Genomic DNA, 12851 nt, shown 5'->3' on the forward strand with positions numbered 1-12851 from the left:
ACGGTACGGGGGGCGCATTTATGCTCGCCTCCGTGCCAACTTCCCTCTGTTTTCTAGCGCTCGCATCCCTGGTTGCCTCCACCCCCGTGCCGGCCGAGGCCCTGCCTGCCTCCCAGAAGGCCTCGGACGCGCCCACGCTCCATGAGTTGAACTTCAGTTGGACGCGCGATGGGCTCATCACCGGCATCGGTGGACTGCTGTGGCTCAGCAGTGAGACCGTCTTCAAGGACGAGCTCGCCCCGAAGACCTGCCGCTGGTGCGACCGCGCGGAGGATGGCACGGACACCCTCAACGGGCTGGACCGGTGGGGCCGAGGCCTCGCGGCGGAGACTCCCGAAGGCCGCAAGCGCTGGGACACGTGGAGCAACGTCGCCGACTTCGCGGTGCTGCCCGTGGGCCTGCTCGGAGGGCAGTACCTGCTGGCCTCGGGGAGCGGGGCACCGGCGCGCTACTTCGCGGAGGACGCCACCATCATCGTGGAGTCGTTCGTGGTGAGCCAGGTGGTGAACCAGGCGGTGAAGTTCGCCGCGGGCCGCGAGCGCCCCTTCGTCCACGTGCTGCCCGAGGACCAGAAGCCGCTCACGGATCATCCCACCGACAACAACCTGTCGTTCTACAGCGGACACACGGCCATGGCCTTCTCGCTCGTGACAGCGGCGGGCACGGTGTCGGAGCTGCGCGGGTACAAGAACCGCTGGCTCATCTGGGCGGTGGGCCTGCCCGTGGCGGCGTCGGTGGGGCTGATGCGCATGGGCGCGGACAAGCACTACCTCACGGACGTGCTGGTGGGCGCGGCGGCGGGCTCCCTCTTCGGCGTGGGCATGCCCCTGCTGCTCCACAAGCGGGAGGATCCCACACAGACACAAGGCACGGGCGTGTCCATGCAGATGTCGGGCGGGCTCGGCGGCGTGATGCTGTCCGGACAATTCTGAGTCAGTACCCTGTCTCCAGGGGCGCGGGCTCCGGTGGCGAGGGCAGCGAGCCCAGGCCCCACGACTCTCCCGCCCGCCACGACGCCTGGCCGGAGGTTCCCCACCCGGCGCACACCACCTCGCGGCCCTGGAACTCCATCCAGAACACCGACTCCTCGGGCCTCGTCGCCTGGTCCAGGCACGCCACGCGCGTCAACGGCTTTCCCCCGTGCCCCCCGAGCGTCACCGCGAAGGCCCGGTGCGAGTGCCCGCACAGCACCCACTTCGGATGCACCGTCTCCACCAACCGCCGGGTGATGGGATTCCCAATCCAGTACGACGGCAGCGTCCGGCCCGGCGGTGGCACCTCGCGCTCCTGCGCCCGCTGGGGCAGGCCTCGCGGCCACTCGTGCACCAGCAGCAGGTCCATGTCCCGCAACGCCGACACCTTCTCCACCTCGGGCGCGCGGAAGTACCCGGCCTGCTTCGCCGTGTCGAGCGAGCGCGGCCGCTTCAGCGGCTGCTCGTAGAAGCGCGGCGCGTGGATGCCCGACAGGTACCCCACCCGCAGCCCATGCAGCTCCTTCAGGCCCGCCCTCCCCAGGTAGTGCACGTTCGGCGCGAGCTGGAAGCCGTCCGGCGTGTCGTGCAGCGCCTCGAAGTCCTCGTTGTTGCCGGCGATGAAGTACAGCGGCCGCTTCATCGTCCGCACACCATCCGCGTACTCAGCGAACTCGGCGGGCATGGTGCGCTTGGCCGCCTTGCGCCGGTGGTCGTCCGCATGCCGGAAGGCCTCCACGTCCCCTACCGCCAGCACCATGCCCACCGGACGGCCCCGCGCCTCCGCCAGCGCGTCGAGCCACGCCTCCACCCGGTGGAAGCGGCCATGGATGTCTCCCACACCGGCGACCAGGAGGGATTCTGGAGCCATCGTGCCCACCACCCTGCCCCGCCCCGCGCGCTCTGTCGAGTGGGATACCCATGCAGTGTGTCAAAAATGAAAAGGGACGCCCCCTGGGAGCGTCCCCTCTTGTCCGTCACGGCGCCGGTCCTAGCAGCTCACCGGATAGGTGATCTCCACCGCCGCCCCGGGGGCGGGGGCCGCACCCGTGTTGAAAATGACGGTGTTGCTGACGGGGTCGTACGTCCACCCGGTCGTCACCTCCACGCCGTCCACCTTCACCTCGATGCGCGTCGGGTCCGAGGGCTTCTCGCTGAGCGGGAAGGCCCGGTTGAGACCGAAGGCGCTCTCCGAGAGCCGCTCCAGCGAGTCGGCCCAGTTGGGCGTGCAGATGCTCTCCACCACGCCGCCCGTGTTCTGGGCCAGCTGGATGTAGCGGCTGCCCGAGCTGCTGGCCCGGGGACAAGTGCTCAGGTCGTTCGGGCCGACGATGGCGGAGAAGATGACCTTGGAGTGGTCCTCCCCCTTCAGGCCCAGCAGGAACGTCTCGTAGAAGGACTCCGGCTGGGGCGAGAAGTCCTCCTCGTCGGAGATGGCGATGACGGCCAGCTTGGCGTCCTCGCGCAAGAAACCGGCGTTGCCATCCATGGGCAGCGGCGTACGCGGGTCGTCCACGTTGAACACCAGGGGATCCGACAGGGCGCGGTACATGGCCTCCAGGCCCTGCTCGTTCCAGTGACACACACCCACGTTCGTGTTGTACGCGAAGACCGATTCGGCCGACGGCGTGGCGGGAGTGATGATGCGGGGCGAGGAGTTGTCCGCCGGGAAGAAGCGGCCGCTCTCACCGCCCTCGGCACCACCCGGGCACACCGCCCAACCCCCCGAGGAGCGCTCGATGCCGGTGGTGGTGACGGCGATGTGGTAGTCCACGCCCGCCGCGGCCGCGTGGGTGAGGAAGGAGGAGAAGTTCGAGCCCAGGTTCTGCTGCTCGTCCATCATCGAGCCCGAGTTGTCCACCACGAACAGCACGTCCACCTTGGCCTGGGACTGCTGGACGAACTCATCCGTCTGGTCGTTCTTGAGCACGCCCTTGCCCAGCAGGCCCACGGTGTAGGGTGAGCCCGTGCCCAGGTCGAACCGGAGCGCGGCGGCGTCCTCTCCATCGCTCTGCGGCTCGTACTTCACCTTGAGGTGGTACTGGCTGCCCGCGGCGAGCGTCGCCGGGAACATGAAGGGGTGCGTCACCGTGAAGTCGGTCGCGTCGCCCTCGAGGCCCAGGCCCATGAGGACGGTGGGCCCGGGGCACTTGTTGTAGACGACCAGGTCGCGCTCACGAGGGCCGCAGGACAGCCGCGTGGTGCCGAAGTCCAGGTTGGTGGGCTGTACCGAGAAGCAGCCCTGCACACCCCGGCCGTGCAGTGACACCACCGGATGGCCGGCGGTGGGGTGGTTGACCCAGCCCTCCGCGATGCCGGAGAACTCGCCCTCCGCGCCCGGCTTGAAGCGCACGAGCAGCACCGCGCGCTGACCTGGCTGCAACACCTTGTTGCCCGTCTTGTCCGCCGTGAAGGCCGCATCCGAGCCCTCGGCGAGCTGCATCCCGGCCATATAGCACTCGGTGGTACCGACGTTGCGGATCGACGCGCCGAGCGTCACCTCGGAGCCCACCGGCACGCTGCCGAACTCCAGCGTCGCCGGCTCCACCTTGTACTGGCAGGGCGTGAACACCTTGCCCGAGCCCACCACCTTCACCACCTCGGTGGAGGTGCTGCGCCCGTTGAGGATCTTCACGGCGAGCTCCGCCTCACCCGCGCCCGCGCCCGCGCGGGGCATGAAGGTGATGGGCACGGCGGCGGACTGGCCCGCGGGAATGGGCAGGCTGGCGGGCGCCGTGGTCAGCATGAAGTAGCCGCCCTTCTTCGTGGTGAGCTTCAGGTCGCTCAGCAGCACGTCCACGCGGCAGCGGTTGATGACCTGCACGTCCCGGGTGGCGTTCATGCCCTCGGCCACCACGCCGAAGTCGAGCGGATCCGGCTGCAACACCACGCACGAGGCACCGCCCTCACCCGCGAGCGACACCTTGGGCCCCGGATTCGTGGTCCCCACGGGCCGCACGTCCAGCTCCAGCCGTGCCTCGCGCACAGGGCCGTTGACGGTGGGCGAGAAGGCCACCCGGATCTCCACCACCGCGCCCGAGGCGAGCAGATTGCCCGGCAGCGTCGGCGCGCTCACCACGCGGAAGAAGTTGCCCCCGTTGTCGAGCAGCTTCACCCCACCGTAGGCCATGGGCTCGGAGCCCAGGTTGCGCACGGTGATGCGCTCCTCGGCGGTGGCTCCCAGCGCCACGCGGCCGAAGTCCACCCGCAGCGGCGTCACCTCCAGCTTCGTGGCGATGCCCGTGCCCTGCAGCGACACCACGATGGGCTCGCACGAGGGACATTCCACGCGCACGCGCGCCTGGGCCGTGGCCGCGCCCAGCCGATCCGGCGAGAAGGACAGCGACAGCCGGCGCTCCTGGCCCGGTGCGAGTACGAAGGACGCCCCCGAATCGCTCGAGCCGAACTCGTCCGCGTCCACCCCGTCGAAGTCCAGACGCACCGGACTCTCCACCTGCGCGGTGTTGCGCACCAGGAGCTCCCGCACCTCCACGCGGCCCAGCTCCACGTTGCCGAAGTCGAGCGAGCGCACCGGTACCTCCAGCAACACCTTCACGCCCTGCCCCGTAACGCCCACCGGCGTCACGCCATCCTTGTCCGCGTTGTCGGCGTCGGTGAGCACCTGCAGCATGCCCTCCACCGCGCCCTCCACGTCCGGAGTGAAGCGCACCTCCACCTCTTGCTCACCGCCCGCCTTGAGCTCGAAGGCCTGGAAGGGCACCACCTCCACATTGGGCAGCGTGGCCGTGGCCCCATGGACGGTGAACGGCGCGCGGCCCCGGTTCGACAGCCGCACCTTCATCGTCTTGGTGACGCCTACCGCGGAGAGGCCGAACTCCAGTTTCTCGGGCGATGCTCCCAGGCCCGACTGGGCCCGTTGTGCTGACGACCGCTCGCAGCCCACCCCGACCAGGGCCAACACGCACGCCGCCACGCACACCCAGCGCAAACCAACCATTGCAGCCTCCCCAGCTCGGCGGGGTACGCCTCTTCCGCACGATCAACCAGCGCCACACCTGGGGTGAGGGCTCCTGCAACCTCGGGGCCTGGAGAAACGAAAGCCACACGGACGCGACTTGTCGCGGAGGTACGGGGAAAACCATTGGACTCGGCGAGGAAGCGTCCTGCCCAGCGCTGCCCCTCTCTTGTAAAGATTTCCCAAGTGCCCTCCAGCCGACGGGTAAAAACCGGAACGCATCGAGGCAAGGAAGGGAATCACAACCACCTCGGGATTCCTCGCGCAGGGAGAAGATCTGGAAGCCGGAAGAAGGAGGCGGGGAACCAGGCCCGCGCTCCACAGCACGCCTCCCCTGCCCGCCTGCTTGCCTCGGCCCGGGGAGGGATTCGCCTTGAAAATCCGTTCTTCCAGAACCATTCAACTCCCCGCGCGCCCACATTCCCCCTACCTGCGCGCCCTTTCAGTGGTAGATCGCCCCGCCATGTCCGAACCCGACGTCATCTCCATCCGCGGAGCCAAGGAGCACAACCTCAAGAACATCTCCCTGGAGATTCCGAAGAAGAAGCTGGTGGTGTTCACCGGCGTCTCCGGCTCCGGGAAGAGTTCGCTGGCGTTCGACACCCTCTACGCCGAGGGCCAACGCCGCTACGTGGAGAGCCTCTCGGCGTACGCGAGGCAATTCCTCGGGCAGATGGAGAAGCCCAAGTACGACACCATCCGCGGCCTGTCGCCCACCATCTCCATCGAGCAGAAGGCGGCCAGCAACAACCCGCGCTCGACGGTGGGCACCGTCACCGAGGTCCATGACTACCTGCGCGTGCTCTTCGCCTCCGTGGGCGTGCAGCACTGCCCCAACTGCGGCAAGCGCGTGGGCAAGCAGAGCGCCCAGCAGATCGTCGACACGCTGATGGAGTCGCCCTCGGGTACCAAGGTGATGGTGCTGGCGCCCGTGGTCACCAACCGCAAGGGCGAGCACAAGGACATCCTCACCGAGGCGCAGAAGCGCGGCTTCTCCCGGGCGCGCGTGGACGGCAAGGTGAAGAGCCTCGAGGAGCGCATCGAGCTGGACAAGAAGTCCAAGCACGACATCGCGCTCATCATCGATCGGCTGGTGCTCAAGCCGGAGATCCGCACGCGGCTCACGGACGCGGTGGAGACGGCGCTGCGCGAGGGCAAGGGCATGCTCATCCTCACGGATGAGACGGGCAGCCCGGCGAGCGACCGCATCATGAGCGAGCTCAATGCCTGCCATGCATGCGGACTGTCCTTCGGCGAGCTGTCCCCGTCCTCGTTCTCCTTCAACAACCCGCTGGGCATGTGCACGGACTGCAACGGCCTGGGCACCAAAGCGGAGATGGATCCGGAGCGCATCGTTCCGGACGCCTCGCGCAGCCTGCGCGAGGGCGCGGTGGAGCCGTGGGCCAGCGGCATGAACAAGGGCGAGGGCTGGACGGCGGACTTCGTGGACAGCCTGGCCGAGGCCTTCGACATCGACCTGGACACGCCCTTCGGGAAGCTGCCGGCGAAGGCGAAGAAGGTCCTCATGTACGGCGCCGAGGGCAAGCGCTTCACCGTGAAGTGGGGTGACGGCGGCCGCTACGAGATGGAGTGGGAGGGCCTGGTCAACAAGCTGATGCGCGGCTTCAAGACGACCACGTCCGAGGCGATGCGCACCTACTACCAGAAGTTCTTCAGCGACAAGCCGTGTCCCACGTGCGAGGGCGCGCGCCTGAAGCCGGAGAGCCGAGCGGTGAAGGTGCACGGGCGCTCCATCGTGGAGCTGAGCCGGCAGACCATCGGGGACGCGCTGCGCTGGCTCAACGGGATGCAGCTCACACAGACGGAGCGGAAGATCGCCACCGAGCTGCTCAAGGAGATCCGCAGCCGCCTGGGCTTCCTGGAGGACGTGGGGCTCGCGTACCTGACGCTGGACCGCACGGCGTCCACGCTGTCCGGTGGAGAGAGCCAGCGCATCCGCCTGGCCTCGCAGATGGGCAGCGAGCTGACGGGCGTCATCTACATCCTCGACGAGCCCTCCATCGGCCTGCACCAGCGAGACAACGGCAAGCTCCTGGGCACGCTCAAGCGTCTGCGGGACCTGGGCAACTCCGTGGTCGTGGTGGAGCACGACGAGGAGACGATGGAGGAGGCGGACTGGCTCGTCGACTTCGGGCCGGGCGCGGGCGAGCTGGGCGGACAGATCGTCGCCGAGGGCACTCCGGCGCAGGTGATGGAGAACGAGAAGAGCTCCACCGGCGCGTACCTCTCCGGCCGCAAGGAGATTGAGATTCCCGAGCAGCGCCGGGCGCTTGGCAAGGCGAAGGTGGTCATCCAGGGGGCGAAGGAGAACAACCTCAAGGATGTGACGGCGGAGATTCCCCTCGGGGTGTTCGTGGCCGTCACCGGCGTGTCCGGGGCGGGCAAGTCCACGCTCATCAATGAGATCCTCTACCCAGCCGCGGCCCGCCACCTGTACGAGAGCCGCGAGGTGCCCGGAAAGCACAAGGCCATCACGGGGCTCGAGCACCTGGACAAGGTCATCGACATCGACCAGCGCCCCATCGGACGGACGCCTCGGAGCAACCCGGCCACGTACACGAAGCTGTTCGACTCCATCCGTGACGTGTTCGCGATGACGCCGGAGGCGAGGGCCTTCGGGTACACGCCGGGACGCTTCTCCTTCAACATCAAGGGCGGACGCTGCGAGGCGTGCGAGGGCGATGGCGTGAAGTTGGTGGAGATGCACTTCCTGGCGGACGTGTACGTGCCGTGCGAGGTGTGCAACGGCAAGCGCTTCAACGAGGCCACGCTGCGGGTGCGCTACAAGGGGAAGAACATCGCCGAAGTGCTCGAGATGAGCGTGCGCGAGGCGATGCAACACTTCAGCGCGCACAAGGACATCATGCGCGTGCTCCAGACGCTGGAGGACGTGGGACTGGGCTACATCCGGCTGGGGCAGAGCTCACCGACGCTGTCGGGCGGCGAGGCGCAGCGCATCAAGCTGGCGCGCGAGCTGGCGCGAGTGGCCACGGGCCGCACGCTGTACATTCTCGATGAGCCCACCACGGGCCTGCACTTCGAGGACATCCGCAAGCTGTTGCACGTGCTCAACCGGCTGGTGGAAGCGGGCAACACGGTGCTGGTCATCGAGCACAACCTGGATGTCATCAAGAGCGCGGACTGGGTGATCGACCTGGGGCCCGAGGGAGGCGCGGGCGGAGGCCAGCTGCTGGCCACGGGCACTCCCGAGCAGGTGGCCGAGGTGAAGGAGAGCCACACCGGGCGCTACCTCAAGCACGTGCTCACGAAGTCGAGGAAGCACCGCGTGGGCCGCCGGCCCTCCGACAAGGCCGCCCCCGCGGCCTGAGTTCAGCACCATGACGAAAGACGGGAGTGATGCCACATCACTCCCGATCATCCAAACAAGCCAAAGCTGGACCAACCTCTGCTTGATCAGCCATAGCCACCTGATGCGGAATTCGCGCGGGGGGAAATCGAACAAGAGGCCAGTCTCCGCGTTCGACGCCCACCCGGATGGAGCGCAGAGCTGCAGGCATGGCCCAGATATCTGGCTGCGGTCCGTCGAGAGTTCCGCTTCGGGTAATACACACTGATTGATTCCGCATCCATCCGCGAAAGCGGCTCCACCATTTTCGGGTAGAGGCGGACGGCCCCTTCAGGTTGGTGCGCCCATACCAACTGATTCCTGACAGCGGGATGACATCCGCCCTCAATCCCCGCCACCCTCGTGTATAGATTTCCAGCAAGAGCGTCGACGGCCATCCAGGACCGAAATAAGGCACGGAGTAATCCATGCCAGGCCTGAGTTCCTCCCAGCCAGCAAATGGCTCCTCGATGATCGAATCCCGCTCGCCCGGTCTGAGCAGTGGCAGGGGTCCACCTGGCACATGCCACAACATCGTCTTCCCAAGCAGTTCGTCTAACTGCCATACGGCCCGCCAACGTCCTGGCCCTTCGGGCATGAGGAAGGCAATCTCCGAATCCTCGTTCAGCCGGTCGCGTAGGAACAGCACGTCCGTATCTTCCGCGTACAGTCCAAGCCACCCTGCCATGGCTCATCGCTCCTCTTTCATCAACTCCTCGGGCACTGACGGAAGTTGAAACTGATCAGGGACATCCGCGAAACTCGTCTGCTGCACGAAGGGCCCCACATCCATCCGTCCCTCGAACTCCTCGGGGATGGCGCGATAAACAGCCACGCCATGCCGTGCGGCCTCCCAAGTCACCTCCTCTGAGATGCTAGCCTCCGCCGTCGTTATCAGCAATAGCGCCGGTCGCGGAGGACCCTCGGCCACCAAGGAGAAGCTCCCCTGACGCCTCCGGCCGAGTACCTCAATATAGCCCCTGATCTGCCCCTGACCCGTCGACAAAGTGATGGGTCTCGATCGAGCCTTCACCTCAATCATGTCCAGGAAATCGCCGTCAATGACGACCTTCAGAAATGCCCCCTGAGGATCGAAGGACACCCTTCCTGTCAAGTGCAGGCGACCTGCCGGCAACACACCATCGGGAATGACTGAATCGTGATGAAGGCGAACAGACGTAGGAAATGAACGAGTGTTCTCGAGTACTTCGATGGACCGCAGAACCACTCCTTGAAACGCTCTGCCAATCTGGCGATTGCGTTCGATGACCGAACCGCTGGCACCAATTCCCTTTTCCCGAGCAAGTTGCACCAGACGCGCCGCCGTGAGTTGCTTCCACCTCTGCACATGTGACGTCCCGGAGTTCCCGGGCCCGACCGGAGCGCTCGCCAACAAGAACCGCTGATTGGAGGGCTGTGCGTCCGTTGAGATGGCGCGCTCTGTCCGGGCTACTGGCGCCAGTTGGTCGGACACGTGCATTTGCCCTGCGGCACATGCCAGCAGCAAGCACGGAAGAAAGAACCAACTCGCCTTCACGAGTGAAGGAGCGCGAATCTGTCTCATCCGGGCATTCATACTGCTCGTAGCTCGGATTCATCGCGCACAGCCATGCACATGCGTTTCCTGCATGACAGTAACGCGAGTGCGGACTGGGTGATCGACCTGGGACCCGAGGGAGGTGCGGGCGGTGAGTAGAACGAGGCGGCGGCTTCGATTCCCGCCGCCTCCACTTTCAGAAGCCCAGCAATCTACAAACCGGCGCCACACGTCCGCACCCAACTGCTTCCTCATGTGTTCCTTCATCGAGTCCCCAGCAACGCGTGGAGGTCTCCCATCAGCTCAACGCACCCAACGCCCAGAGCCAGACGGGTACCCCGCCGCATCAACCTCACCTTCCGCTACGTGCGGACGAGCACGTGACGCCCTTCGCGGAGCTATCCCCGGAGGCCCGCGAGGACGTGCGGCCCTACATGGAGCAGCTCGCCCGGGGCAGCGCCTTCTTCCGCGCGGAGCTGGAACCCGCGCAGCCCAGGCGGAACCCAACAGCTCGAAGTAGGGCGGCCCCACCACCGGCTCATCGATCTGTTCAATTGGATCTCCACCGAGGATGCGAAAGGACACGCCACCCGGATCCTGGTGGCGGGGCTCGGATCGGCCGCGCTCTTCCGGACCGCGCTGTTCACCGTGCGGATGGGGGAGCAGGACATCGGCATCGGCATCGGCCCCAGCGCCCTGCTCACGGCCATTCTCAAGTCCGTGGACAGCCCCATCGATCGCGGGCGCGCCTTGAAGCGACTCGACGAGAACGTCATGAAGGGTATCTCCTTCGCGAAACACTATAGCGTCTCAGGAAAGTAATGTCCTCCGTGGGAGCGGTAGCTCGGGGCCGTGCCAGAGGGTCCTCATGCCACAAACGGAAATGACGACACTCCGATGCGGACATTACTTTCCTGAGAGCCTATAAAGTCGAACGACGCCCCAGACACTGTCTCGGAGCCCGGATTTGCTCAATGGCGTTCTCCTCAGCCTGTCCCATCAGAACCAACTGATGCAGCAGATCCGCAACGACCTGGCGCTCCGCATCGGACTTCGCCAGCGTCATTGCAATATCAAACGCCTCTCGTTCAGAACGGGTTGGAACGCGGCGATTCACTCACGATGCCCCGTCGAAACCAGGTCGTCCCCTCGGAACTTCTCATTCTCATTCTGACGGGCGCCCCTGTAGTGTCTCGACTCCCTCTAGCCGGGAGACGAGTCACAGATGTCAAGCCACGCCATTCCCCGTCGTACGCTCCTCCAAGGAGCGCTGGTCGCGACAGCCGCCGCTTTCAACCCCGTGAGCCGAAGCTGGGCCGCCAGCCCGGAGCCCGGCACCGTCAGCCTCCCACCGCTGGATGGGCAACTCCTGATGGACGCGGCGGCGCGTACACGGGCCGCGGACGACTTTGGCCATTCGGTCCACCGCACGCCGTGGGCAGTGCTCGTGCCCGGCTCGGTGAAGGACATCGTGAAGCTGGTCCGCTTCGCGCGGGCTCAGCGCCTGAAGGTGGCCGCCGCGCGGGGCCTCGGCGAGAGCCACAGCACCTACGGTCAGGCCCAGGTGGACGCCGGTGTGATCATCGACATGTCCGCGCTCTCGACCATCCATGAGGTGGACGAGACGAGCGCGTGGGTGGATGCGGGCGTCCGGTGGATCCAGCTGTTGCAGGCCACGACGCCGCTCGGCAAGAGCCCCCCGACGCTGACCGACTACATCGACCTGAGTATCGGCGGGACGCTGTCGGTGGGAGGCATTGGCGGGCAGGTGTTCCGCTGGGGCCTGCAGGTGGACAATGTCCTGGAACTGGAGGTGGTCACCGGCACCGGGGAGCTCGTGCGGTGCTCGCCCTCGCGCAAGCGGCCGCTGTTCGATGCCGTCCGTGGGGGGCTGGGGCAGTTCGGCATCATCGTGAAGGCCCGGATCCGGCTGGTGCCGGTGCCGCCCCGCGCTCGCACGTACACCGCGCTGTACAAGGAGCTCTCCCTCTTCCTGAAGGACCAGAAGCAGCTCGCCGAGGATGGCCGCTTCGACTACGTGGAGGGCTTCGTCGTGAGCGCGGACGGCGGCCGGGCCTTCCAGCTCGAGGCGGTGAAGTACTTCGCCGAGGGCGCCGAGCCCCAGGATGCGACGCTGCTCGCCGGCCTGTCCTTCCAGCCCGCCACGCTGCAGGTGAAGGACAGCAGCTACTTCGACTTCGTCAACCGCCTGGCCCCGGTGGTGGCGTTCCTCCAGAGCAGCGGCGCCTGGCAGCTCCCGCACCCGTGGATCGACATGCTCGTTCCCGAGAAGGCCGCAGAGGCTTTCGTGGAGAAGGTGCTCGCCGAGACCCCTGACGCCGACATGGGGCAGGGGCCCATCCTGCTCTACGCCGTCCGTCCCCCCGTTGTCACCGCGCCGTTCGCGCGCGTGCCTGCCGGAAAGACGGCCTTCCTCTTCTCGCTGCTGCGCACGGCCGTCCCTCCCACCCCGGAGAACGTGGCGGCGCTCACCGCGAAGAATCAGGAGATCTTCCAGCAGCTCGTCGCCGTGGGAGGGAAGCGCTACGGCGCCGGCTCGATACCGATGAGCGCCGCCGACTGGCGTGAGCACTTCCAGCCCTTCTGGGAGCGATTCCAGCGCGCCAAGCGTTCATTCGACCCGGACAACATCCTCACGCCGGGCCAGGGCATCTTCTCATAGCCCGACTGGATGGAGCATCGGCCTTCGACGCCAAGGCGGTGCTCCACCACCCTCTTGCGGTGCGGGAGAGCCACACGTAAAAGAACCAACTCGCCTTCACGAGTGAAGGAGCGCGAATCTGTCTCATCCGGGCATTCATACTGCTCGTAGCTCGGATTCATCGCGCACAGCCATGCACATGCGTTTCCCGCATGACAGTAACGGTTCTCCAGAATGGCGCGTACCCCGCTCCTGGCTGACATCGGCCGCAAGCTCTCCGATGAGCTGTCTCGGGCGGAGCTCTCGACCACGCTGGGCCTGACGGAGGACCCCTCCCG

At 66.5% G+C, this 12851-nt stretch carries 8 protein-coding genes and 1 pseudogene; 5 read left to right on the forward strand and 4 right to left on the reverse strand.

The genetic code is table 11. The features are described from left to right. Nucleotides 1-32: 32 nt before the first annotated feature. On the forward strand, nucleotides 33-932 hold the full coding sequence (locus tag DAT35_RS44490) for a phosphatase PAP2 family protein (RefSeq protein WP_369946333.1): 900 nt from the start codon (nucleotides 33-35) through the stop codon (nucleotides 930-932). A 1-nt stretch (nucleotide 933) separates the two neighbouring features. Here DAT35_RS44490 and DAT35_RS44495 read toward each other — a convergent pair whose 3' ends face one another. Both DAT35_RS44495 and DAT35_RS44500 read right to left on the reverse strand, forming a co-directional pair. Continuing rightward, nucleotides 934-1842 carry a metallophosphoesterase gene (locus DAT35_RS44495; RefSeq protein WP_108075404.1) on the reverse strand — a complete coding sequence of 303 codons (909 nt, stop codon included), beginning with the start codon at nucleotides 1840-1842 and terminating at the stop codon, nucleotides 934-936. 120 nt (nucleotides 1843-1962) lie between these two features. Further along, entirely contained in the window at nucleotides 1963-4929 is a 2967-nt protein-coding gene (locus DAT35_RS44500) for a choice-of-anchor D domain-containing protein (protein WP_108075405.1), read from the reverse strand. 481 nt (nucleotides 4930-5410) lie between these two features. Here DAT35_RS44500 and uvrA point away from each other — a divergent pair, with 481 nt between their 5' ends. Further along, nucleotides 5411-8296 carry an excinuclease ABC subunit UvrA gene (gene uvrA, locus DAT35_RS44505; protein WP_108075406.1) on the forward strand — a complete coding sequence of 962 codons (2886 nt, stop codon included), beginning with the start codon at nucleotides 5411-5413 and terminating at the stop codon, nucleotides 8294-8296. A 37-nt stretch (nucleotides 8297-8333) separates the two neighbouring features. Here uvrA and DAT35_RS58495 read toward each other — a convergent pair whose 3' ends face one another. Further along, entirely contained in the window at nucleotides 8334-9002 is a 669-nt protein-coding gene (locus DAT35_RS58495) for a hypothetical protein (RefSeq protein ID WP_146210129.1), read from the reverse strand. 3 nt (nucleotides 9003-9005) lie between these two features. Continuing rightward, complete coding sequence (locus DAT35_RS58500) at nucleotides 9006-9662, reverse strand: hypothetical protein (RefSeq protein WP_146210130.1); 657 nt, start codon at nucleotides 9660-9662, stop codon at nucleotides 9006-9008. A gap of 528 nt (nucleotides 9663-10190) precedes the next feature. On the opposite strand from DAT35_RS58500, the pseudogene DAT35_RS61400 reads away from it, so the two are divergent. From DAT35_RS61400 to DAT35_RS44520, 3 genes and pseudogenes are all read left to right on the forward strand, one after another. Beyond that, a pseudogene (locus tag DAT35_RS61400) lies at nucleotides 10191-10333 on the forward strand (alpha-ketoglutarate-dependent dioxygenase AlkB); the annotation flags it as partial. A 118-nt stretch (nucleotides 10334-10451) separates the two neighbouring features. Continuing rightward, nucleotides 10452-10673 (forward strand): hypothetical protein, encoded by a 222-nt coding sequence (locus DAT35_RS60205; protein ID WP_199243187.1) that lies wholly within the window; start codon nucleotides 10452-10454, stop codon nucleotides 10671-10673. A gap of 403 nt (nucleotides 10674-11076) precedes the next feature. Beyond that, complete coding sequence (locus DAT35_RS44520) at nucleotides 11077-12534, forward strand: FAD-binding protein (RefSeq protein WP_108075408.1); 1458 nt, start codon at nucleotides 11077-11079, stop codon at nucleotides 12532-12534. Nucleotides 12535-12851: the final 317 nt, after the last annotated feature.

Source organism: Vitiosangium sp. GDMCC 1.1324, assembly GCF_003044305.1.
Taxonomy (GTDB): Bacteria; Myxococcota; Myxococcia; order Myxococcales; family Myxococcaceae; genus Archangium.